Below are 24,877 nucleotides of genomic sequence, written 5' to 3'. Positions count from 1 at the left end.
ACGGTCACCGAACCGCTCGTGGACCACGACCGACACATTACCGGAGCAGAAAATTAGGCGCGTTACCGCACCACACGGGGACGGCCCGATGGCCGGGACACACCACGACCACGAGACCCACGCCCCCGCAGCGACGCCCGTCACCGGGGAACACATCGCTACGCCTTTGCCATCGACCATCCAAACGTCGACGATGCCCGGCCTCCTCGACCGATTCCTGTCCCCCGGCGACGACCGCGCGCGCGTCGGCGTGTTCGTCGACGGCCCGAACACGTTCCGCGACGAGTTCGACGTCGACCTCGACGACGTCCGCACCGTCGGTCGAGAACGCGGCGACCTCGCGTACTCGCGAATCTACCTCGACGAACACGCCACCCCCGGCCTCATCCAGGCCGCCGAAGCCCGCGGATTCGAAGTCGTCGTCACCAGCGGCGACGTCGACGTCAAGCTCGCCATCGACGCCACCGAAGCCGTCGTCGACGGCACCCTCGACACGCTCATCGTCGTCTCCCGCGACACCGACTTCAAACCAGTCCTCGAGACCGCAGGCCGGTACGGCGTCCACACCGTCGCCATGGCACCCGGCGAACACGGCCGCTCCGACGCGCTATCCAACGCCGCCGACGAAGCGCGACTCGTCAACGACTGACCGGTCACGTCCAGCGACCCACCAGCAGCCATCCCGCGAGGAGAGCGACACCGAGAGCGATCAGGTACTGTACGGTACCGAACACCGCCGCGACTGGTGCTCTACGGACCGAACACCGCCGCAACTGGTGCTCTACGGACCGAACACCGCCGCGACTGGTTCCGTGAGAACGGAGAGAACGGCGTCGGTGCCTTGCGCCGACGCCACCGCCGTGTGGGACCTACCCGCTCAGTCCGCGGTCGTTACTTCCCGAGCTCGCTGACCGAGATGGTGAACGAGCCACTGCCGCTGTAGGAGTCGACGAGGATGCCGAACTCCTGGTTCGGGTCGACGTCGTCGACCACGATCTGCTCGTCGGAGCCGTACGTGATCGAGCGCGCGTCGTAGTCGTACGTCGACGGCGTCCGGCCGTCGAACGTCACGTACAGGTCGAAGTCAGCTCCGGACGGACCCGCGAGGTCGAACGTGACCTGGCACGGGTCGTCGAGGCTGGCGGCGTACGTGAACGAGGAATCGTCGTAGTAGCCGTAGAGGTAGCCGTCGGCGCTCGCGGAGTCGGAGGTGTCGCCACAGGAGCCACCGCCGCCGCTGGGCTCCTCGACGGTCACGTCGATGGCGCTCGTCGAGGACGCACCGTCGTCGTCGGTGACGGTGAGCTGGACGTCGTACGTGCCCGCGTTCTCGTACGTGAACGTCGCGGTCGCGCCGGTCGCGGTCGCGCCGTTGTCGAAGTCCCAGTCGTAGCTCGCGATGGAGCCGTCGGGGTCACTGGAGCCGGAGCCGTCGAACTCGATCGCGGTCCCCGCCTCGACCGTCGTCGAGGACGCGTTGATCGACACCGTCGGCGCCGTGTTGCCGCCGCCGCCACCGCCGCCGTCACCGGCAGCGTCGACGATGTTCTTCGCGTCCACGCGACCCGACCCCTGCTTCTCCTCGCTCAGGCCGATGTCGACCGCGGTCTGCTTCAGCCGCGAACGGAGTTCGTTCGGACCGAGGTCGGGGTCGGCGGCGAGACCGAGTGCCGCGACGCCGGACGCCGCGGGACACGCCATCGACGTCCCCGAGATCTTGTTGTACTTGCCGCCGTACTGGCTCTTGTCCGTCGTCCACGTCGAGAGGATGTCGACGCCGGGTGCGGCGACGTCGCACTTGTCGCCGTACTGGCTGAAGCTTGCGAGGTCCTCGTTCGAGTCGACCGCGGACACCGCGACGCATTCGCTGTAGCCCGCCGGGTAGGAGACGGAACCGGAGCCGTCGTTCCCCGCGGCACAGATGGGGAGTGCACCGTTCGAGACGGCGTAGGAGACGGCGTTCTTCATCGTGTCCGTGTACCCGCCGCCACCGAGGCTCATGTTGATGATGTCCGCGCCCTGATCGGCCGACCAGCGGACCGCTTCGGCGATGTCGGCGGTGGACCCGCTGCCCTCCTCGGAGAGTGCACGACCCGAGAGGAGCGTGGAGTCGGAGATGCCCGCGATGCCCGTCGCGTTGTCCGTCGTCGCGGACGCGATGCCGGCGACGTGCGTGCCGTGGTACTCGTCTGCCATCGAGTCCGGCGCCGGGTCGCTGTCCGAGTCGACGAAGTCCTTGCCCTTCACGGACCCGAAGCGGTCCTGGAGGTCGGGGTGGTCGTAGTAGACGCCCTGGTCGACGACCGAGATCGTCACGTCGCCACTGCCCTGCGTCGTGTCGTACGCGCTCGGTGCACGCACCTGCTGGGGGGCGTACTGTTCGTCGTAGAGACTGTCGTTCGGCGTCTCCAGCGCGTGAAGCTGCTGGTCGAACTCGACGTAGCGGAACTTGTCCTTCTTCTCGAAGGCTTCCTTGACGTTCTCGGCGGCCTGTTTCGGGATGTCCATGGAGATGAACCCGAGCTCGTTCGAGCGTCGGTAGACCTCGGAGTTACCGGGGGTCTCCGCCTGGACTTCCGCTTCGGCCGTCGACATCGACGCCGTGTTCGCCATACCGAAGTTGAGTCGCACCTTCTCCACGCCGTCTGCGGAGACGGTCGTGGTGACCGTCGCTGCGGCGCCCGCCGCGGCCGTGGTCTTCAGGAAGGTTCGTCGCGCCCAAGAGTGGTTGTCATCGCCTGTCATGACACAGAACAGCACTTGGCACCCATGTATTTATATTTTCCTCATTTAGAGCTAAATCAATAGCGATTTGAAACTATTACCAGCCGTTTCAGTAGACGAATTATTTGATTGTGTGCTTTGAAACTACGGGAAACCAATGCGTGATTCACGGAGACTGCGTCGGGTTCGGGATGGCCAGTTGGGAATCATCACGTGTGATACTGGCACACAACTATCACGAACGCGTCGGCGAGCATGACGAGTCACCGACACGAAGTCGCGGGGGGATCTGCAGGTTCCACCGCGAACGAGCCTCGTGAACTCGTCGCGCGCGCACAATCGCGAGCGGAACGCCCGACCTCGACGTCAGCCGACGGCCGACCGCATCGACACCCAGAACCGGACAACACGTCACCACGTGTGGACGACGTCCACCGCACTGGAACGCCAGCCACCCACAACCCAGCATCACCCTTGCCCTTGATTGGGTTGTTACGTGCGGGCGTGTGCGGGACCCGGAGAAATGCTGTCGTCACACGGCGTGAATCAACTCAGCAGGCGACGAACGGCCCGCGACAGAGAAGGGGGAAGGTGGGATGAACGGATGGGTCGACGGAGTCGACCGTGGATGGAACGTGTCCGATAGCGTTCAGGCGCCGAGTTCCTCGACGGAGAGCGTGTAGCTCCCGCTGCCGTCGTAGGAGTCGACGAGGATACCGAACTCCTGGCCGGCGCTCACGTCCTCGACGGTGAGCGTCTCGTCGGCGCCGTACGTCGCGGCGCGCGCGTCGTAGTCGTACGTCGACGGCGTCCGGCCGTCGTACGTGACGTAGATGTCGAAGTCAGCGCCCGAGGGACCGTCGAGGAGGAACGACACCTGGCACGGGTCGCTGGTCGCGGCGCTGTACGTGTAGTTCGCGTCGTCCCAGTACCCCGAGAGCGAGCCGTCGACGCTCGCCGTCTCGGTGACGTCACCACAGGACCCGCCACCGCCGCCGGACTCGGCGGTGACGGCGATGGAGTTCGACGAGGACGCGCCGTCGTCGTCCGTGACGGTGAGCGTGACCGTGTACTCGCCCGCGCTGTCGTACGTGTGCGTCGCACTGACGCCGGTCGCGGTCGCGCCGTCACCGAAGTCCCAGCTGTAGGACTCGATGGAGCCGTCCGAGTCGCTGGACCCGGAGCCGTCGAACTCGACGGCGGTCCCGACGTCGACGGTCGTCGACGAGGCGTTGATGGACACCGTCGGTGCGGAGTTGCCCGGCGGCGTCGTCCCGCCACCGTCGACGATGTTCGCCGCGTCGACGCGCCCCGCGCCCTGCTCTTGCTCGCTCAGGCCGATGTCGACGGCGGTGTTCTTCAGGCGCGCGCGGAGCTCCGTCGGGGAGAGCGCGCCGCTCCCGCCCGCGGCCGCGAGGCCGAGCGCGGCGACGCCGGACGCGGCGGGGCACGCCATCGACGTCCCCGAGATCTTGTTGTACTTGCCGCCGAACTGGCTCTTGTACTCCGTCCACGTGGAGAGGACGTCGACGCCGGGGGCGGCGACGTCGAGCTTGTCGCCGTACTGGCTGAAGCTCGCGAGGTCCTCGTTTTCATCGACGGCGGAGACGGCCATACACTCGCTGTACGCGGCCGGGTAGCTCACGGACGGGTCGCCGTTGTTCCCCGCGGCACAGATGGGGAGCGCGCCGTTGTTCACCGCGTAGCTGACGGCGTTCTTCATCGTGTCCGTGTAGCCGCCGCCGCCGAGGCTCATGTTGATGATGTCCGCGCCCTGGTCGGCGGCCCACTGGACGGCGTCGGCGATGTCGGTGAGGCTTCCGCCCCCGCCCGTGCCGAGTGCGCGCCCGGAGATGAGTCGCGAGTCGGAGATGCCGGTGACGCCCGTCGAGTTGTCGGAGGTCGCCGACGCGATGCCGGCGACGTGCGTGCCGTGGTACTCCTCGCTCATCGACTCCGGCATCGGGTCGTCGTCAGAGTCGACGAAGTCCTGGCCCTTGTCCGCGCCGAAGCGGCTCTGGAGGTCGGGGTGGTCGTACTTGACGCCCTGGTCGACGATGGCGACCGTGACGTCCTCGCTCCCGTCGGTCGTGTCGTACGCGGTCGGTGCGCGGACCTGCTGGGGCGCGTACTGTTCGTCGTACAGTTCGTCGTTCGGCGTCTCCATCGCGTGGTACGTGACGTTCCGTTCGACGGTGTCGACGAACGGGAGTCGTTCGAGGTCCTCGACGATAGGGGAGTCCATCGACGCCGCGCCCGGCGTCGGGGACTCGACGGCCATGTAGCCGAGTGTCTCGTTCCGGTGCGTGACGTCGGCCTTGTCCGGGATGGTTGCCTGTACTTCGGCTTCGGCCGTCGCCATGCTGGTCGTGGCGCTCGTCAGGACGACCCATTCGCCCGTCTTCGGGCCCGGTTCGCGCCCGGGGGTCGCTTGAGTGACGCCCGCGAACGCTGCGGTGCTCGCTGCGACGCCGGTTGCTTTCAGGAAGGTACGCCGATCCGTCTGTGGGTTGCTACGGTCTGCCATGCCCATCAGCTACGATGGACGCCCCATATTTAAATTTTGTTCAGAATTGCTAAAAATAATAGTATAGTAACACAATCTGATAGACAACTGTCGTCGCGGAATAGCCGGACAGCGGCGCTATCGCGCTCGAACCGTCAACATTATTGAACCGCTGCGCACACGTCTGGTGAGATACATGGAGTCCCTCGACATCCCGGTCCTCGATAATCACATGCACCTCGACCCGGCGAACGGTCGCGGTATCGACGCCGTCGAGGACTTCCACCGACTCGGCGGCACGCACCTCATGGTCGTGAACAAGCCGTCCTGGCACGTCCTCGACGAGCTTCCAGCGGACGAGGACGACTTCAGGCGGGTGTTCGAGGTGACCGTCGACGCCGTCGCGGACGCGACCGACGTCCTCGACGGGCGCGCGTGGCCCATCCTCGGCGTCCACCCGGGGCTGGTATCCCAACTCGTCGACGACGGCTACGACCCAGCGGGTGCGCGCGACCTCATGCAGGCGGGCATCGACGTCGCCGCCGACTTCGTCGCCGCCGACCGCGCACTCGGCCTGAAGTCCGGGCGCCCGCACTACGACGTCACCGACGCGGTCTGGGACGCCTCGAACGCCGTGATGCGGTCGGCGTTCGCGCACGGCGCCGACCTCGGCTGCGCCGTCCAACTCCACACCGAGGGGAGCGACGACCTCACCGAGATAGCCGAGTGGGCCGAAGCCGAGGGGCTCGACCGCACGCGCGTCGTCAAGCACTACGCGCTCGGCGAACTCGCCGGCCCCGTCCCGAGCGTGATGAGCGAGAAGGACCGCCTCCGCGTCGCCGTCGACCGCGACGCGCCGTTCCTCATGGAGACCGACTTCGTGGACGACCCCGACAAACCCGGCGCCGTCATGGGTCCGAAGACCGTGCCGCGACGCGTCCGCTGGCTCCTCGACGAGGGCTACGACGACGCGATGCACCGGGCGCACGTCGAGACGCCCGAACGCGTCTACGACGTCGACACCGAAGCGACGCTGGAACGAACGGACTGACCCACCACCCGAGTCCCCCACCACCCGGACCATCCCAGCATCCGACGCCCATCCAGCCATCGGGACGCGGTCGCTGCCCCCCGGAGTCGACGCTTGCGTTCGGTTCCGACGCCCTCGAGTCCGTCGAGAGCGCGGCGCGTGCGGGCCGCCAGCACGGACGCCGCCGAGAGAAAGGTCTTTCAGTCGCCCGGCGTAGTCTCTCACATGAGCACTCCCCCGACCGAGTTCTACTCGGCCGAACGCTGGCAGAACTGGATCGACCGCATCGAAGACGAAGAACTCGACCCCGAAGACGAGGACTCCATGCGCGTCCTCGACCTCATGCAGGACGACGCCGCCATCGCCGTGGCGAAGGTCGTCGCCGCGTACGACGACGGCGAGATCGAAGAGGAAGAGGCCCTGGAGAAGGTCGGCGAGATCCACGAGATCGTGCTCGCTGATCCCGGGTTCGACGACGAGGAGAAGCTGTTCTTCGTCAACAGCGTGCAGACGAGTCTCGTCGTCGTGTTCTACGCCGCCGAAGAGTACGTCCACAGCGGGCCGGCTGAGGACGCGAGCGTCGAGGAGTACGTACAGGCGGCGGTGGACGCGGAGAGCCAGGACGAGATGGAGGCGGCGCTCGGCTACCTCGCGCAGGCGGGAACGCGCATCATCGACGGCGGCGAGCTGACGCCGAACGTCGGCGACGACCTCGAGTTCGGGCCGGTCACCGACTGGCTGAACGGGCTGGCGAGCCTCCAGAGCGCGATGGAGGACCCCGAGGTCGTCGAGGAGGACGAGGCCGAGGACTGACCGGCGCGCGGGGACCCGGCGACCGCGCGGTCGCCGGACTGGAACGGTCAGTACGGACGTTCGGCTGACGGTCGTCGTTTGCCCGCGAACGGGCCGGGGAATCTGCAACAAGGGTTTTACTTGCGCACTGGTTATCGCTTCGTAATGCCGTTCGGTTCGGATGACCGTGCAGCGGCGGTGCAGGTGGGAGCGATAGTGCTGTTCGCGTTCGTCATCATCGCCATCACCGCCTATCAGGCGTCGGTCGTCCCGAACCAGAACGAAGCGGTCGAGTTCAACCACAACCAGGAGGTCCAGCGACAGCTCGCGGACCTCCAGGGCGCGGTCGGGTCGACGCCGGCGGCGGGCGGTGCGCGGACGGTCGTCGTGGAGGCGTCGACGGGGTATCCGGCGCGGACGATATTCGTGAATCCGCCGCGGCCGACGGGACGGCTTCGGACGGTCGGGACGGGTCGCGAGGCGGTCGCTATCGAGGTGCGGAACGCGACCGGGACGGGGGAGACGAGCGACTTCTGGGACGGACGGACGCACAACTATTCGACGGGCGGGTTCGCGTTCGACCCGAACTACAACGTGTACGCGGAGGCGCCGCGGACGTTCGTGTCGTACTCGCTCGTGTACAACGAGTTCGCGGACGACACCATCGTCGTGAACTCGCAGTCGCTGTTCGACGGTCGCCGCATCTCGCTCGTCGCGTTGAACGGATCGTACGACGAGCAGGGTGGGGCGGCGTCAGTAACGGTACGGCCGGTGAGCGCGTCCACGAACCGCATCAGCGTGGAGACCGAGAGCACGAGCGACCCGCTGTCGGTCGCCATCGTCACGCGGTTGACGGTCGGGCAGTGGGAGCGCGTGCTCGACGCCGCCGGCGAGTACGACCCGGGGAACAACACGGCGAACGCGTACGTCACCGCCGTCCGGAAGAAGGGCGAGGTGGATCTCCCGAGCGGGCAGACGCTGAACCGCATCGAGTTCGTTCTGGAGGGCGGGACGACGTACTCGCTGTCGCTCGCGAAGGCGGGCGTCGGAACGAACGTGAACGCGACGCCCGCGGACCGCTACGTGACGACGGCGTCCGCGAAGAACGTGTCGACGACCGCGGGCGCGAAGGAGACGCTGACCGTGGAGGTCAGAGACGAGTTCAACAACCCCCTGTCGGGCGTGCCGATGAACGCGACCATCGAGAACGGCCAGGGGAGTATCGTGGAGCCGAACGGGACGAAGACGGGGAACGACGGCCGCGTCGGGTTCACGTACGAGGCGCCAGACGCGAAGACCGACGCGCGCGTGAACGTCTCCATCGCGAAGGCGGGCGGTGAGATGACGGCGGCGACGTTCAACGTCTCGGTGTCGAAGGCCAGCGGCGGCGGCGGCGGTGGCGGGAACGGCGCGTACAACGTGACGCTCCGGAACGTCTCCGAGACGAACTCGCCGACGGGCGCGGTGAGCTGCCCGAACTGGCCGACGAACCGCACGTGCATCGTCGACGGCAGCCAGCTGTCGACCGTGAACGTCACGATGGGCACCAGTCCGACCGCGGTCGGCGCGAGCGTGTCGTGGGCCGTGAACGACACCGCGGTCGCGACCGTCGACCCCGAGAGCGGCGAGACCCAGGGGAACGGCGAGAACAGCACCGACGTCACCCTGAACCAGAACGGCGACGTCGTCGTGTTCGCCTCCAGCGGCGCCGGCGGAAACCGAACGACGCTCCGCGTGACGAACCTGAACGCGTTCGGGCCGGTCTCGGTGGCGTTCGTGGACGCGAACGACAACAGCGTCCTCCGGCTCGTCGACCCATCCGGCCAGTTCCAGACGCTCGGCGATAACGGTGGTGCGAGCGTGCTCTACGTCGGCGCGAAGCGGAACCTCGACGCCGACAGCGACCTCGAGGTGCCGTACGTCGACGGGAACGGCGAGTTGCGCCTGATGCAGGCCGACGGGACCGCGATGACGCTGACATCGAACGTGAAGACCGACGGCGGTATCGGCGTCGACGCGGCGAACGACGCGGTCTTCTACGTGAACAGTGGTGGGGACGTCCGGCGGAAGGTCGTCGGCGGGAGCGACACGGCGGTGACGTACGTGCAGGGGTCGTCGAAGACCGCGAGCGGTATCGCGGCTGCCGGGGCAGCGGACCTCGGGCCGAACGACGCGGACCCGGACCCGATATACTTCACGTCCACGAACCGGATTGCGTACATCGACGGCGACACGCGGACGCGGTCGAAGATCGACCCCGTTACGCTCGGCCAGGGTAACGGGTACGCGGTCGGGTCGCCGGCGAACTTCGGGAGCGGTGTGCGCGTACCTATCGTCGACTCGAACCAGAACGTCGTCCTCGTCGACCCGACGAACGGGGACGTGAACACCATCTACTCGGGGACGAGTCCGACGCCGGCGCTCGGCCCGCTCGCGGTCGTGAACTGGGACGGTGACGCCGAGGAGGAGATACTGTTCGTGACGAGTAACGGCGAGATAGCGGTGCTCGACCAGTCCGGTGGGACGTGGTCGGTGACGATAGTCACGGGCGGTGGGGAAGGGACGACGGGTGGGGGTGCGGGATGACCGACGAGGTGGTGGGTCGTGCGTCGCTCTGACGTCGGCGACGAGCGACGCGCGCAGTCGGAGACCATCGGGTTCGTGCTCCTGTTCGGGGTGCTCATCACGGCGGCGGTCGGGTGGCAGGTCGGGGTGGTTCCGCAGCAGAACGAGCGCGTGGAGTTCAATCACGTGCAGGAGGTGCAGTCCCAGATGCAGGAGTTGGGGGCGACGGTCGGGTCGATGGGGTCCGGGTCGGGGACGAAGCAGGTAGGGGTGTCGTTCGGGAATCGGTTCCCGGACCGGACGTTGTTCGTGAATCCGCCGCCGACGGGCGGCCGGTTGGTGACGGTCGGCAGCGGCGCTGACGGGTTCGCGGCGAACGTGACGAACGCGACCGCGGTCGACGAGGAGGAGAACGACTACTGGACGGGCGCGAACAAGTCGTTCGGAACGGCGGCGTTCGTGTACGACCCCATGCTGCAGGCGTACGACGGCGGGCCCGAGCGCGTCGTGTACGAGAACTCGCTGGTGTACTCGACGTACGGCGACTTCTGGCGTCAGCACGCCGACCAGGGCATCGTGAACGGGCGGGACGTGTCGCTCGTGACAGTGAACGGGTCCTACTCGGAGGGGTCGAGCGGCGAGGTCGAGCCGACGGACGTCCGGCTGTATCCGGCGTCGGCGTCGCCGACGACGGTCCGGGTGCGGAACGACTCGGGCGGACCCATCCAGATCCGGGTGCCGACGAACCTCGACCAGGCGACGTGGGAGGACCGGCTCGCGAGCGAGTACGACCCCTCCGACTCGAACCCGAACCGGTACGTGCGGGCGGTCGAGGTGAAGGACAAGGACATCGGCGCGGAGAACTGGGACCTGCTCGTGGTGACCCTGGAGGGCAACGAGACGTACGACCTCCAGTTGTCGAAGGTCCGCGTCGGGTCGGCGCCCGAGCGCGACGAACCACCGGCGTACGTCACGGCGGTCGACGGGCGGACGGCGACCGTGCGCGAGGGCAGCGACCACCGCGTCACCTTCGAGGTCCGCGACCGGTACGACAACCCGGTGTCGAACGCGACCGTGAACGTGACGCTCGTCGGCCCCGGCGAGCTGACCGCGGACGGCGCGTCGAAGCGGACGTTCACGAACCTCCGGACCGACCCCGACGGCGAAGTGACGGTGACCTACGGCGTCGACGACGTGACCGGCGACCAGCCCGTGGAGGTGCGCGTGAACCGGAGCGGCGACCCCGCGGGGTCGTTCGACCGGGACCGGGCGTCGAACGCGCTCGTCGCGTTCACCGTCGTTGACGCTGACGCGGACGACGGCGGGACCGGTGGCGGCGGTGGCGGCGGTGGTGGGGGGTCATACACGGTGACGTGGAACGACTCCGGGCCGATAACGGTCGACAAGTCGAGCGCGTCGGTCCTCCAGTTGAACGCGACGACGGGCGACCTCGGGAACGTGCCCGTGGAGTTCAGCGTGAGCGACGGGAGCGTCCTGTCGGTGAAGAACGCGACGCCGCGGTCGAACGCCGCTGGCGTCGCGTCGGTGAACTTCACGCTCGGTGCGACCGGGACGGTGTACGCGTACGTCACCGGCGGTGGGACCGGCGACCGCGTGACCGTGAACGTGGTGTCGAACCTCGTCCCGAACCTCGTCTGGCAGGACGCCGGTGACTTCGACGCCGCGACCAGCGAGTCCGGCGTGGTCCACGCGGCCTACGGCGACCGACGGGATTCCGTCGTCCTCCTCGGGAACGGCCCCGGCGACGCGGGACTCGTCGGGTACTGGCCGCTGGACGAGGATCGCGGGCCGACGGCCGCGGACGCGTCCGGGACCGGGAACGACGGCTCGGTACAGGGCGACCCAGCGATGGGGCAGTCCGGCATCCACGGGTCGTCGAGTTACGGGCTCGACGGCTCGAACGACTGGGTTCGCGTCCCCGACGACAGCTCGCTGGAACTCAGTCGCACGGACGAGGCGACCGTCTCCGCGTGGGTGCGGAAGGACAGCGCACAGTCGGGCTGGATCGCGATCGCGCAGCACTCCGACCAGTCCTATAACCTCCAGTTCACGAACGGCGACGTCCCGGCGTTCACCATCTACGACGGCGGGTGGCAGACGGCGCAGGCGGATTCGAGCCTCCAGACCGGCCGCTGGTACCACGTCGTCGGGACGTTCGACGGGTCGACGGTCCGCCTGTACGTCGACGGCGTCCTCGTCGACACCACGTCCGCGAGCTACATCGCGGACGCCGGCGGGACCGACCTCGGACTCGGCGAGAACGTCGAACAGTCGGGACGACACCTTGACGGCGACCTCGACGAGGTCAGGATATACGAACGCGCGATATCGACCGCCGACGTCAGAGCGCTCTACAACGGGACCGCACCGACTGCGAGTGGCACCTTCGAGGGGTCGCTCGTGACGGACGCGCGGACGTTCAACTCGCCGCAGGACCCGACGACGCTGAAGCTCGAGAACGCGAGCGCGGACGTGCCCCCGGGGACGACCGTGACGGTGTCCGTCGAGTCCGACCCCGACGGCGACGGGACGTTCGAGGAGTCTTCGGACCCGATTACGATAACCGACGGCGTCGCGAACTACCCGCTACCGGGCACCGGCGACCTGTCCACGCAGAGCGACACGTACCGCGTTCGCGTCGAGCTCTCCTCGGACGACCCGACGGTGACGCCGTGCTTCTCCGGGACGGCGCTGTCCGCGGACGACAGTTCCCGGACGACGGTCGGCGCGAGCGACTGCCCGGCGGAGAACGACCCGCCGTCCCCGTCGTTCACGGTGACGCCGGATACCGCGAAGACCGGGGAGACGGTGACGTTCGACGCGTCCGCGAGTACGGACGACACCGGCTCGATAACCTCGTACGTCTGGGACTTCGACGGCGACGGCCCCGACGGGAGCGACCCGACCGGCGAGGTCCTCGACGAGACGTTCGGCGACGACGGGACGTACGACGTCACGCTCTACGTCACCGACGACCTCGGCGCGCGCTCGAGTACGTCCGGGTCAGTGACCGTCCGGAATCGACCACCGACGGTCTCGGCGACCCTGAACCGGACGACCGTGCGGACGTTCGACGCCGTCGAACTCGATCTCTCGGCGACGACCGACCCGGACGGCGACCTCGTGAACTACACCGTCTTCTGGCAGGGCGGGAATCAGAACTACGAGGAGCAAGCGAACACGTCGAAGACGCAGACGAACCGGTACGCCGACGACGGCACGTACACCGTGTACGTGAACGCCTCCGACGAGGACGGGAACTGGACGAACGTCTCCGTCGGCACCGTCACCGTCCAGAACCGCCCGCCGAACGCCGACTTCTACGTGCAGGACGGCCTCCCGAGTCCCGGCGAGCAGGTTCGGTTCGAGGACCGCTCGCGCGACCGCGACGGCTCCATCGACACCATCGAGTACCAGTTCGGCGACGGGAACACCTCCACGACTGCCGTACCGACGAACCAGTTCGCCGCGGGCGTGTACAACGTCACGCTCGTCGTCACCGACGACGACGGCGCGACCGACACCGAAGCCGTGCGCGTCCAGTCGCTGTCGCCGCTCGTCCTGAACGAGTACGTGCTCGGGAAGACCCAGGCGGTGCTCGAATCCGACTTCGAGGGCGGGAACCCTGCACGAGAGTGGTCGGTGACGACCCAGGACGGCGACACGCAGGCGTACATCGCGACAGAGACCGCGAACTCGGGGAGTCAATCCGTCGGATTGGAGGGCGATGAGGGGCTTCACTTCGCGGTCTCGTGGGTGAACATCACTTCGGATCCCGTCGACCTGACGGGATCGGAGAGTGCGACGGTCTCGTACTGGGTGCGTCGTGGGGGGTTCGCGGACTCGACGCGGTACCCCGGTGAAAACGAGGATCTCGTCGTCGCATACGAGACGACGAGTGGGGCGTGGAAGCAACTCGAAGTGTACGACGGAAGTGGGACGCCCGGGGAGACGTTCCTGGAAACCGTGCCCGTACCGACGGACGCAGACCGCGGGTCGTTCCGGCTTCGGTTCGCGTACCGCGACGCGAACTCGTCGTTCTTCGACCCACCCGAGGGCGGGAACTGGTACGTGGACGACGTCGCGATTACGAAAACGCCGTACATGGAGGCCGTGAGCACGCAGTCGCTGGTCGACCCGAGCGAGTACCGCGTGGACGTGACGCGCGACGGCTCGACGACTGCCGTCTCGGTCGGGACCGACGGCTTGCTGGCGGCACGCGAGGTCGTCGGTCTCGGTGATCCGAGCACGGGCCCGAAGGGCGACACGCTCGTCGAGGTCGTGCACCAGCCGAGCGGTCGCGTCGTCGACTGTCTCGCGGTTGGGAGCACGTACTCGACGCAGTGCGCGTTCAACTTGCCGAGCAGTGGTGGAGACGACACGTACTATCGGAACGTCGCGAACGATACCGACGCTGCCGCCGAGTGGTCGCGAACGACAGGACCGACCGCGAACGCGTTGAATCCCGGGCAGACCACCGCGTTCCGGTCGACCGTCGACTGGACGCGGAAGATAGACGAAGGGTTCGAGTCCGGATCGCTGCCCGCGGGGTGGAGTGGAGACGCGAGCACGTTCGTCACGGACGACACGGCGCGGTCGGGGACGTACGCGCTCGTGCACAACGAGTCCGCGGGGAGCGTCGAGTCGCCGACGGTGAACACGAGCACGGCGAACGCGGTCGTCGTCGAGTACTGGGTGCGTCGCGGCGGATTGTTCGGCAATAGCGAGATGCCGGACGAGACCCAAGAGGACGACCTCGTGGTCGAGTATTACGCGACCGACGGCACGTGGACGGTGCTCGAACGGTACGAGGGTGGGCCGCCTCGCGGTGAGCAGTTCGGCGAGGTGCTGACGCTCCCGGCGGACGCGGTCCACGACGAGTTCGCGCTCCGGTTCCGGCAGGTCAACGGTGGTGGGGAGACGTTCGACTACTGGCACGTGGACGACGTGGTGGTGCGGACGCTCGGCGAGAACGAGTCGGTGCCGTCGCCGCGGGTCGTGCCGGCGTCCACGGTGGCTGCGACGGAGCCGGTCGCTGGAGCGAGCACGACCGCGCCGGACGGCACGACGGTTCGGCTCGATGCGTCCCGCGCGGCGCCACGGCAACTAGTCGCACGAACTTCGACGATAGTCGAACGATTCATCGACACGCCCAAATAGCGGCCGAGTCGAGTAGGGGGTATGACAAGCGTGGGTATCGACGCGGTCGAGCTGTGGACAGGGAATCTGAAACTCGACTTGGCGGAGACGTTCGCGCCGGAGAAGGGCGACGACCCGGAGAAGTACACGAAGGGCCTGGGGTTGCGGGCGTCGTCGTTCCCGGATAGTTACGAGGACATCGTGACGATGGGCGCGAACGCCGCGAAGCGCCTGATGGACCGCAAGGGCTTGGAGCCGGACGACATCGGGCGTATCGACGTGGCGACGGAATCCTCGTTCGACAACTCGAAGCCGATCTCGACGTACATCGCGGGCTGCCTGGAGCAAGTGTACGAGGGTGATTTCCATCACGCGAACAAGGGCGAGCGGAAGTTCGCGTGCATCGCGGGCACCCAGAGCATCGACGACGCGTACAACTGGATCCGCGCGGGCCGGAATCGCGGCCGGAAGGCGATCGTCGTGGCGACGGACACGGCGCTGTACGAACGTGGGGATGCGGGCGAGGCGACGCAGGGCGCTGGTGCGGTGGCGCTCCTCATCGACGAGGACCCGGACCTCGTCGAGCTCACGATGGAGCAGGGCTACGGGAGTGCGGACGAGACGGACTTCCTGAAGCCGAACCAGCAGTTCCCGAGCGTCGACGGGAAGCGCTCCGTGCAGGTGTACCTCGCGCGGATGCGCGAAGCCCTCGAGGATTACGAGAGCGTCGCGGGCGACGTCCACCTGGAGGACTTCGCGTACGCGCCGTTCCACACGCCGTTCCCGGGGATGGTCCGGAAGGCGGCGGCGCTCGCGTACCGGCACGTCACCCGGGACACCGAGCACGAGGAGGCGCTCGCGGAGGAGATCGGTCGGCAGCCGCGTCGGGAGAGCTTCGACGACGACGCGGAGTACGAGGAGGCGGTCCGCGAGTACATGAGCGCGCTGAAGGACACCGACCAGTACCGGGAGTGGTACGACGCGACGGTCGACCCGACGCTCTCGATCTCGCGCGACGTCGGGAACTGGTACACCGCGTCGGTGCACGTGGCGCGCATCGCGGCGCTGAAGTACGCGTACGAGAACGACCGCGACGTCACCGGCGAGAGCCTGCTGGTCGCGTCCTACGGGTCGGGCGCGCAAGCCGAGATTCACGGTGAGACGGTGCAGGACGGCTGGCACGAGGAGATAGCCGAACTGAACGTCGACGAGCAGGTGGCGGCGCGCTACGACCTCTCGTGGGCGGAGTACGAGGAGGTCCACGACCGCCACAATCACGACATGGACAAGGAACTCGAGGAGTTCACGACGCCGAACGAGGAGTTCGTGTTCGACGGCTGGGGCCGCATGGGCGAACGGAAATATACGTACGTGGAGTAACGCGAGATCCGAGCGAAGCGAGGGTCTCGCGTCGAACGTCGAGCGGGGACCGGAGCGACCCGCGAGGCGTCGCTGTCGGCTGTTTCTCGTCGTTCTCTGGGTGGTCGTCGAGCGGAGCGAGTCGTCTCTCGATGCCGTCGGCCAGGAGCCGTTGGGTGCTCAGGGCGTGGCGGCGAGGATGTGCGTCGGGAGGACGACGAGTTCGCCGACGACGAAGAACACGCCAGCGACGAGGAGGACGAACAGCGGATGGGCTTCGCCCATGTCGCCCGCGTGGAAGGGTGCGCGCGCGTCGAACACCAACTGCCAGGAGTAGGCGGCGACGCCGCGCACCACTGGGTTGACCGCGTAGGACGTCCAGAAGAGGGCGGGGCCTGCTCCGACGAGGGCGCTCGTGGCGAGCGTGCCGCCGGTGGTGGCGTTGTAGTAGGTGGTGGCGCCAGCGAGGAGGAACGCGAGGACGAACGCGCCGGCGAGCAGTCGCTCACGGACGCTCGTGAGGTCGAAGTACCGGTCCCCGACGATACCGGCCACGTCGAGGAGGACGCGAGGAACGAGGACGGCGACTGCGACGAGGACGTAATCGGCCATCGTGTCACACCGCTTTCTTGTCGGTTCTTCGAATATCTTCCGGTGGATGCGTCCGTCGAGGAACGGACCGGAAGCGGCTCGTCGTCGACTCAGGGAAGCCCGGCGAGGGCGTCCAGCATCTCGTCGGGGTCTTGCTGGGTGAGGGCGAGGCTGACGCCGTCGGCGCGCGCGAGCTTGGGCGCGTGCTCCCAGAGGTCGTCCTCGGTGATGCCGTGGAGGACGATGGCGTTCGGCGTCGGGGTGACGACGCGCTGGGCGACGAGCGGGCTCTCGCCGCGCGTGATGTCCGTGAATACGAGCGCGCGACTCGTCGACTGGCCGTAGAGCCGGTAGAACTCCTCGCTGGACAGTCTGGTGATGACGGCGATGGAGTTGATGACGGTGTGGCCGCTGACGCGGTCGGCGTCCCCTGCCTGGACTTCGGTGGCGTCGATGGCGTCGTAGAACCGGTCGAGTGGGACGGTGCGGGGGTACTCGCGGAGGTCGGCGACGACGTCGCTGTCGAAGCCGGCGGAGACGACGCGCGCGTACTGGCGGATGCGGTCGCCGCCGCGTGATTCGTCGATGTCGAGCAGGCCGTCGACGACGCGGCGGACGAACCCGATGCCGGGGCTCTCGCGGCGGCCGCTCTCGTAGTCGGAGATGACGGAGGATGAGACGTCGAGCGAGTTCGCGAGTTCGGTCTGGCTGACGTCGAAGTCGGTGCGCCACTTCCGGATGGTCGCGCCCGGGTCGCTGGACAGGGTCACCTCGCCGGCGATGCGCCGCGCGAGGTTGCGACGCGGGTCGGTGTCGGTCATGGGGCGACCGTCGCGGCCGGACGGCAAAAGCACGTCGAAAAGTGGGTTCGACGAGCGACGAACCGAGAGTGGTGTGTCAGTCCGCGGGCTGGCGCTTGCGGACGGGGTCGCCGAACGCGTACACCGTCGAGTGCCCCGTCACCTCGACGTCGACGAAGTCACCGGGTTCGAGGCCGTGCTCGCTCGCGTTCTGCACGATGATCTGGCGGTACGCCGCGTCGCGGCACTTCACGGAGTCGCCGGTGCCGTGCTCGACGACGAGGCAGTCCTCGCGCGTCTCGCCGACCATCGCGTCGTACGCCTCGCCGACGACGTCCATCTTCAGCTCGCTCATGGCCTTCGAGCGCTCCTTCTTGACCGTGCCGCCGAGGCCCTTCATGTCCGCAGCGTCGGTCCCGGGGCGCTTCGAGAACCGCGTGACGTTGATCTTCTCCGGACGCGTCTCCCGGAGGAGCGCCATCGTCTGCTCGAAGTCCGCGTCGGTCTCGGTCGGGAACCCGACGATGAAGTCCGTCGACAGCGTCCACTCCTCCAGTGCGTCGTCGAACGTCTCGACGACCTCGACGTACTCGCTGACCTGATGCTGGCGGCGCATGTCGCCGAGGACGTCGTCGCTCCCGGACTGCACGGGCGCGTGCAGGAAGTTGTAGAGTTCGTCGTGCTCGGCGAACACGGCGGCGAGTTCGTCGCGGATACCGTGGACGCCCTTCGGGTTCGCCATCCCCACGCGAACGCGGAACTCGCCCTCGATCTCCGTGCAGATGCGGTCCAGTAGCGTGTGGAGTTTGCGTTCGCCGTCGTCCCACCCGTAGACGCCCGTGTCTTGGCCGGTGATGCGGAGCTCCTTCGCACCGGCGTGGACGAGCGCGCGCGCCTTCTCGACGTTCTCCTCGACCGGCGGGGAGTCTATCTTGCCCGTCGCCGCCTTCGTGATACAGTACGAGCAGTCGCTCATGCAGCCCCGCGCGATGGGGAGGATGCCGACGACGCCGTCGAGCACCGGCTCGGTGCCGGGACCGGGCGTCGGGCACTCGCCGTTCGTCACCGCCTCAGGGACGTCGTCCCAGTGCAGTATCTGCGCGTCGACGTCGTGGTCGCGGAACTCCTCGCTCTGGGCGAGCGCCATGCAGCCCGTGACGATGAGATCCGCGGTCTCGTCCTCGAGTTCCTTGGCCCGACGGAGCATGTTCCGCTCCGTCTTCTCCACGACCGTACAGGAGTTCATGATGGCGACGTCGGCCTCGTCGGGCGAATCGACCTTGTAGTGGCCGGCGTCGCGGAGGGCGCTCTCGATCTGACGGCTCTCGCCGCGGTTCGAGGTACACCCGTACGTCTCGATGTGGTACCGGGCCATGCCAGTTACGCGTGTTTGCCGTCGGGCGACCAAAAGCGCGACGATACCCCGTCGATGGCGTCCGCGAGTGTGCGGTGCACCGGTTCGCGTCGGGCGTCGACAGCACGCGCGTCGCGACGAGCGCGGCCCTCGGGCCAGCGGAGCCGTTCGGTGCGGAGTCGACGCCGAGAACCAGCAGCCGTTACCGGTTCGGAGCGCGTCGGAAGCTTCTCACTTTCCGATAAGACAGGATCTCAGCGTGGCCTGGGCGCGAACGATAGCCGAGCGAAATTTCGGGCCACCACCACGCCAGCACGATGTTTTCACCCGGATACACCACGTATCATGTGAACGCACCGCAACGAATGTCAAACGGGAAACGATTATAGTAGCCCAGTGCTACGAACTAGTGCATGGAATTCCCCGACAAACTACGGTCGTCCACCGCCTTGCTGGTGGCGCTCCTCGTCGTCTGTTCGAGCGCCGCGAGCGTTACCGCCCTGGCGGGCGCGACGACAGCCCCCGCGAGCGGGGCGTCCACGGCGTCCGTCGGCGCGACGACGCCGGCGGACAACGACACGGTCGAATCGGCAGACGAGATCTTCGTGCACGAGAACGGTGACGCCGTCCTCGTCTACGAGCAGAACGACAGCGAGGCCGGCACGAGCACGTCCACCGCAACCGGCCACCTCGGCCTGAACGTCACCGAGGGCCTGATGCACGTGCTCGTCCGCGACGACATCGAGGACGGGACGAACGTCACGGGCGGCGCACAGGTCGTCCTGACGTCGTCCTCGCTCGTCGGCAACGGCTCGTTCCAGGCGCCGCGCCCGGAGAACCTCGAGAGCCTCGACGTCGACGTGAGCGCGAAACGCACCGAGTCCGACGCGTCCGCGCGAGCGAACTTCGACATGACGTACGTCGACGACAGCGAGTACTCGATGACCTCCACGGTCGAGTCCGCGTCCACCGAGGGCCAGCTCTCGGTCGCCGCGAACGAGTTCTCGACGAGCGGGTCCGCGAACGTCCAGTACGCGGAGGACCTCGGAACGGTCCAGCACCGCGAGTACACGCTCGAGGAGGGCACGAACCAGTACCGCCTGCAGGCCTCGGAGGAGTACTACGTGTCGTCGTACTTCGCGAGCCAGTGGGACACCGAGGAGAACGCGACCGAGACCATCGAACAGCAGTACGCGAGCATCGCGAGCGCGCTCGGCGGGAGCGCCGACGTGCGCGTCTCGAGTTACTCGTTCACGGAGGCCGACGACGGCCGGATGCTGCTGGACATCGAGTACCAGATCGTGTACTCGAACATCGACGACGCGCTCGGCCAGCAGGTCGCGCAGTCGATCACGAGCGCGGAGGACGTCGAGGTGTCCACGGAGACCGCCGAAGCGGTCGGTGACGCCGTGGCGGAACTCAACGTCGACCGCGTGCACGCGAAGCTCGACGCCGAGGGCAAGTCGATGCAGGCGTCGTGGGACGTCCAGCTCTCGGGCTACGAGCCGCTCGTCGACGCCGGATTCGACCTCGCGGAGGAGGCGAGCGACGACGAGAACGTGACCGAGCAGATCGAGACGGCACGGACGAACTACGAGGCGATGAAGGCCTCGGACTTCGTGCAGACGTACTCCTGGGAGGGGTCGGTTTCCTCGCCGAGCGAGGACGCGGTCCGCGTCCAGGGGTCGTTCCAGTTCGACACGCAGAACTACGAGGCGTACGTCGCGGAGCTCGAGAGTCGCGACGTCCCGACGGGCGGCTCGGTGTCGTTCTCGGCGACCGCGCAGACCGAGGGCGAGGAGGTCGTCGCTGAGATGGAGTACAGCGTCGAGCAGGAGAACCTCGTCGATGGGGCGCTCGACAGCTTCATGGAGTCCGCTGACTCCGCGAGCACTGGGACTGGGGCGAACACCGACAGCGTCAAGCGGTTCGTCGAAGCGTTCCAGCGGTCGGAGTTCGAGAAGGCGAAGATGAACGTGAACGTCGGGAGCGACGAGGTGACGTTCCAGGCTGGTGCGAGCTTCGAGAACATGACGTCGTTCCGCGCCGTGATGCAGGACGAGTTCGGCGGGGACATCGCGTCGATGAACGCGAACCTCGGCGAGGACTCGAAGGCGTACGTCGCGGTCGAGGGGGCGTTCGGCGAGAACGCGTCCGAGAGCGAGGTACGCGCGCACGAGGCCGTCGGTGAGGACACCGAGGTCCACCTCCCCGGTGACTGGGACCCGGCGTCCCAGTCGTTCCCGAAGATGGACCAGGAGGAGGCGCGTGACTACCTCGGTATCGAGGAACCCGAGACGAGCGACGGAACCGATAGCGGCACCGAGGGCACCGGGAGCGGTGGCCTGCCCGGCTTCGGTGTGCCCGCGGCGTTCGCCGCGGTCGCCGCGGTCTCGGCGCTGCTCCTCGGTCGCCTCCGCAGTCGCGACGAGTAACCACGCGGTCGCCCTCCACCGGTTTCTTCGTTCTTCGAGTCGGTCGCCAGCGACGGCGCCGGCCACCGCCCGCAGAGATGTCAGCCACCGAACGGTTGAAGGGGGTGGGTGTCGTCCGTCGGGTGAATGCGTTACTCCTCGCAGTCGGACCGCCCGTTGGTCGTCCTCCTCGTCGTCGCGCTCGTCTGCGCGACGCCAGCGACCGCGGCGACGACCGGCGGTGGAGCGGTCGGAAGCACGGCCGGTGCGGCCGACCTCGGGCGTGCGTCCGCGTCGTCGGTCGCCGTCGCTGCCGTCGGGCCGGAGAACGACTCCGTTCGCGTCGGCGACGCGGTGTACGTCCGGGAGAACGGCGACGCCGTCCTCGTCTACGAGACCGACGGCGAGAGCGGCGAGAGCGTCGTGCCCGCGGGCGGGAGCGGGGACCTCGGCGTGAACGCGACCTCGGGACTGGTGGACGTGCTGGTCCGCGACCGGCTCGCACAGACGACCGACGTCGAGGGGGAGGTGGACGCGACGTTCACGCCGAACGCGGTGACGGGAGACGCCGGCGTCGAGCTAGGGACGCCCGCTGCGGTCCGGGAGGTGGACGCGTGGGGCGGCATGCACCTGCTACGGCGGAACGCGGACGACGGCGGTATCGAGGGGCAGGCGTACGGCCAGCTGAACGTGACGGCGACGTTCTCGCGGGACCCCGAGGACGTCGGGTCGCCGCGGATCGACGCTGCGCGGACGGCCGGGACGGTGTCGGTGAACGCGAGCAGGGTCGCGTCGAGCGGTCGGGCGACCGTCCGGTTCACGGGCGAGCGCGGGGAGCGCTCGCACCGCGAGTACGCGCTCGAGGAGGTCGCGAACGGCTACCGACTGGTGGCCACGGAGGCGTACCGGGTGCCGAACGGGAGCGTCGCCCGCTGGGACTCGGTGGCGAACGCGACGGCGACGCTCGAGGCCCAGTACGGCCGCATCGCGCGGTCGCTCGACGGCACGGCGACGGTCGAACTGCGCTCGTACGACTGGATAGACAACGAGAGCGCCTCGAACCGGGTGACGGTCACGTACGCGGTCCGGTACGAGGGCGTGGACGCGGGCGTGGCCCGGCGCGTGTCGGCGTCGGTCCGGACTGCCGTCGGCGACGACGCAGGGTCGACGCCGCCGCCGGACGCGCTCGTCGACGGCGTCGAGGCGCTGTCCGTCGAGCGCGTGCACGTCCGGGTGGACGCGGACCGACGGTCCGTGCGGCGGACGTGGGACGTCACCGTCTCGAACTACCGGCCGCTGGTGCGGGCGGCGCTCGGCGTCGCAGCGAACGCGAGCGACGACGCTCGCGCGACCGCGGCGGTCGAGCGGGCACGGGCGAGCGTCGCGGCGATGGGAGCGTCCGGCATGAAGGGGACGCTCGGCTGGGCGGCGTCCGTGAACGCGCCGAGTGACCGCACGCTCATCGTCGATGGAAGCGTCAGGTTCGACGCGACGAACGTGACCTCGTTCCGCGCGGCACGTCGGGACCGCGGGCTCGCGCCGCTGCCGAACGTGACCGTCGGCGTGGACGTTGGGACGCACGAGGGTCGAACGCACGCGGACCTCGAGTACGAACTCGAGCACGAGTCGCTCCTCGAGTCCGCCGGAGGCCTGCTCGGCGACGGCAACCGGACGCCGCGACTGGGCGCGGTCGACCCCGAAGGCCTGGTCGCCGCGGTCGCGCGGTCCTCGCTCGAGGAGGGGAAGCTAACCGTCGATCTGGACGAGGACTCGGTGCGAGTACGGGCGGCGACGCTCGCCGAGAACGGGTCGACGCTCCGCGCGTTCCTCACTCGGGCGTTCGGTCGGAACGCCACGACCGCGGTGGCGGCGGCCGCCTCGTCCGAGAGCGCTGAGACGTACGTCCACCTCGACGGCGCGTTCCCCGCGAACGCGACCGAACGCGAGGTCCGTTCGCACGCGGCGGTCGGCCCGAACACGACCGTCCACCTCCCCGGCACCTGGACGCTCGCCATGGAGCAGTTCCCGACGCCTGACACCCTCGACAGCCTGTACTTCCTCGGTCGCTACTCCGGGTTCCAGGGCGACGACAACGTCGAGGCGCCAGTGACGACGACGCGGACGGAGAGCGGCGGCAGCCCTCTCCCGGGGTTCGGCGCGCTCCCCGCCGTCCTCGCACTCGTGGGCGTGCTCGCGCGCCGCGTCCAGCGTCGAGCGCGCCGCGAGTGACCGTCGCGAGACCGCTACGTTGACGCGTCGTAGTCGTCGACGATGGCGGCGCCCGACGAGGCGCCGATGCGGACGGCGCCCGCGTCGAACATCTCGCGGGCAGTCGAATAGTCCCCGACGCCGCCGCTGGCTTTCACGGGGAGGTACTCGCTCATCAGGGCGACGTCTTCGACCTCGGCGCCGCCGTCGGCGAACCCCGTACTGGTCTTGACCATGTCGGCGTCAGCGGCCGCGGCGGCCCGGCAGGCGGCGTGTTTCTCGTCGTCGGTGAGGAGCGCGGTCTCGATGATGACCTTCACGGGGATGGGAACGGCGGCGACGAGGTCCGCGAGCTCGGCCTCGACGGCGTCGACGTCGCCGGCTTTGAGCCGTCCGATGTTGATGACGACGTCGAGTTCGTCGGCGCCGTCGTCCCACGCGCGCGTCGCCTCGTCGAGCTTCGCGCCGGGGGCGTGCTGGCCGTGCGGGAACCCGACGACGGTCGCGAGCGTCACGTCGGGCGCGTACTCGCTGGCGTCGGCGACGTAACACGGTGGGATGCACGCGTTCATCCCGTACTCGCTCGCGGTGTCGAGGACGGCGTGGACGTCGTCGAGCGTGGTCTCCGGGCCGAGGACGGTGTGGTCGATGCTGGCGGCGAGTTCCTCGCGGTTCATGGCCCGGCGTTCGGGCGTGGGGACCAAAAACCGCGCGGGTGAGTCGCGGCCGACGGGCGCGTCGGTGGCTGGCGCTATCGGAACCGCGACCAGGGTCGGCCCGTCCGGGTGAGGGCGACTGCGAGGGGGATGGCGGCGGCGGTGGCGGCGAGCACCCCGACGTGGAGGGTGACGGTGACGTCGTCGAGCATCAGTTCCCTCACGTCGTTGCCGGTGAGTCGGAGCACGTGGACGTCGTCCACGGTACCGGTCGTGAGCACGGTGACGAGATCGCTGGCGGCGGCGAGGACGGGGGCGGCGGCGACGAGGAGGGCGGCGTGGAGTGCGCGGTCGTGGCCGGTGAATGCGAAGACGAGGAGTGCGGTGCCGGTGCTGGCGTTCAGGACGGTGCTGTTGTACGACCCGAAGAATGGGCCGGCATCGGGCGTCCCCTGGCCGGCGATGATGGTGAAGCCCCCCTGGAGTTCCCAGGCGTACTCGCCGACGGTGACCCAGGGGACGAAGGCGGAGGCGAGGAGGAGACCGCCCGCCGCGGCGACGTACGGTGCGTGTGGGGTCCGCTCGAATGCTTCGGTTCGCCTGGCGAGGGCGGCAGGGACGAGTGCGGCGACGAGCACGATGAACGCGTCGAGAAACATGTTGATTCAAATTGCCTTCAAGTATAAATAAAATGTTGGTCCGGTGTCGCTGTCGCGTC

General features: G+C 68.2%; 15 protein-coding genes. 8 read left to right on the top strand and 7 right to left on the bottom strand.

The features are described from left to right. Window positions 1–193: 193 nt before the first annotated feature. On the top strand, window positions 194–649 hold the full coding sequence (locus VYJ16_RS20535; protein WP_227133530.1) for an NYN domain-containing protein: 456 nt from the start codon (window positions 194–196) through the stop codon (window positions 647–649). Window positions 650–891: 242 nt separating this feature from the next. Here the strand turns inward: VYJ16_RS20535 and VYJ16_RS20530 are convergent, their stop codons facing one another. Both VYJ16_RS20530 and VYJ16_RS20525 read right to left on the bottom strand, forming a co-directional pair. Continuing rightward, the gene (locus VYJ16_RS20530) at window positions 892–2,745 is read right to left on the bottom strand and encodes a S8 family serine peptidase (RefSeq protein ID WP_336352186.1); all 1,854 of its coding nucleotides are present in this window, start codon (window positions 2,743–2,745) and stop codon (window positions 892–894) included. Window positions 2,746–3,373: 628 nt separating this feature from the next. Beyond that, on the bottom strand, window positions 3,374–5,251 hold the full coding sequence (locus VYJ16_RS20525; protein ID WP_336352185.1) for a S8 family serine peptidase: 1,878 nt from the start codon (window positions 5,249–5,251) through the stop codon (window positions 3,374–3,376). Between the two features lie 175 nt (window positions 5,252–5,426). Between VYJ16_RS20525 and VYJ16_RS20520 the strand changes: the two genes are divergently transcribed. The 5 genes from VYJ16_RS20520 to hmgB all read left to right on the top strand — a co-directional run bounded on the left by VYJ16_RS20520 (window position 5,427) and on the right by hmgB (window position 16,157). Next, a complete protein-coding gene (locus VYJ16_RS20520; protein ID WP_336352184.1) occupies window positions 5,427–6,281 on the top strand; it encodes a TatD family hydrolase in 855 nt (284 codons plus the stop codon). Window positions 6,282–6,485: 204 nt separating this feature from the next. Next, entirely contained in the window at window positions 6,486–7,073 is a 588-nt protein-coding gene (locus VYJ16_RS20515; RefSeq protein WP_227133527.1) for a DUF2150 family protein, read from the top strand. A 144-nt stretch (window positions 7,074–7,217) separates the two neighbouring features. Continuing rightward, on the top strand, window positions 7,218–9,638 hold the full coding sequence (locus VYJ16_RS20510; RefSeq protein WP_336352183.1) for a hypothetical protein: 2,421 nt from the start codon (window positions 7,218–7,220) through the stop codon (window positions 9,636–9,638). A gap of 18 nt (window positions 9,639–9,656) precedes the next feature. Beyond that, window positions 9,657–14,798: a PKD domain-containing protein gene (locus tag VYJ16_RS20505; RefSeq protein WP_336352182.1), complete on the top strand. Its 5,142-nt coding sequence runs from the start codon at window positions 9,657–9,659 to the stop codon at window positions 14,796–14,798. Between the two features lie 21 nt (window positions 14,799–14,819). Continuing rightward, window positions 14,820–16,157, top strand: coding sequence for a hydroxymethylglutaryl-CoA synthase (hmgB, locus tag VYJ16_RS20500; protein ID WP_336352181.1), 1,338 nt, complete (start codon window positions 14,820–14,822; stop codon window positions 16,155–16,157). A 159-nt stretch (window positions 16,158–16,316) separates the two neighbouring features. Here hmgB and VYJ16_RS20495 read toward each other — a convergent pair whose 3' ends face one another. From VYJ16_RS20495 to VYJ16_RS20485, 3 genes are all read right to left on the bottom strand, one after another. Continuing rightward, window positions 16,317–16,748 carry a hypothetical protein gene (locus VYJ16_RS20495; protein ID WP_336352180.1) on the bottom strand — a complete coding sequence of 144 codons (432 nt, stop codon included), beginning with the start codon at window positions 16,746–16,748 and terminating at the stop codon, window positions 16,317–16,319. Between the two features lie 89 nt (window positions 16,749–16,837). Further along, on the bottom strand, window positions 16,838–17,548 hold the full coding sequence (locus VYJ16_RS20490; RefSeq protein WP_336352179.1) for a helix-turn-helix domain-containing protein: 711 nt from the start codon (window positions 17,546–17,548) through the stop codon (window positions 16,838–16,840). 76 nt (window positions 17,549–17,624) lie between these two features. After that, window positions 17,625–18,902: a tRNA (N(6)-L-threonylcarbamoyladenosine(37)-C(2))-methylthiotransferase gene (locus VYJ16_RS20485; protein ID WP_336352178.1), complete on the bottom strand. Its 1,278-nt coding sequence runs from the start codon at window positions 18,900–18,902 to the stop codon at window positions 17,625–17,627. A gap of 392 nt (window positions 18,903–19,294) precedes the next feature. On the opposite strand from VYJ16_RS20485, the gene VYJ16_RS20480 reads away from it, so the two are divergent. After that, window positions 19,295–21,316: a hypothetical protein gene (locus VYJ16_RS20480; RefSeq protein WP_336352177.1), complete on the top strand. Its 2,022-nt coding sequence runs from the start codon at window positions 19,295–19,297 to the stop codon at window positions 21,314–21,316. Window positions 21,317–21,442: 126 nt separating this feature from the next. Further along, a complete protein-coding gene (locus VYJ16_RS20475; RefSeq protein ID WP_336352176.1) occupies window positions 21,443–23,524 on the top strand; it encodes a hypothetical protein in 2,082 nt (693 codons plus the stop codon). Window positions 23,525–23,538: 14 nt separating this feature from the next. Here VYJ16_RS20475 and deoC read toward each other — a convergent pair whose 3' ends face one another. Then, window positions 23,539–24,180, bottom strand: coding sequence for a deoxyribose-phosphate aldolase (gene deoC / locus VYJ16_RS20470; RefSeq protein ID WP_336352175.1), 642 nt, complete (start codon window positions 24,178–24,180; stop codon window positions 23,539–23,541). A gap of 74 nt (window positions 24,181–24,254) precedes the next feature. After that, complete coding sequence (locus VYJ16_RS20465) at window positions 24,255–24,818, bottom strand: hypothetical protein (protein WP_336352174.1); 564 nt, start codon at window positions 24,816–24,818, stop codon at window positions 24,255–24,257. Window positions 24,819–24,877: the final 59 nt, after the last annotated feature.

Origin of the sequence: Halorubellus litoreus (genome assembly GCF_037081675.1) — an archaeon.
GTDB classification, from domain to species: domain Archaea; phylum Halobacteriota; class Halobacteria; order Halobacteriales; family Natrialbaceae; genus Halorubellus; species Halorubellus litoreus.
The sequence above is the reverse complement of the archived record's forward strand: the minus strand, read 5'-3'. Positions and strand labels throughout refer to the sequence as shown.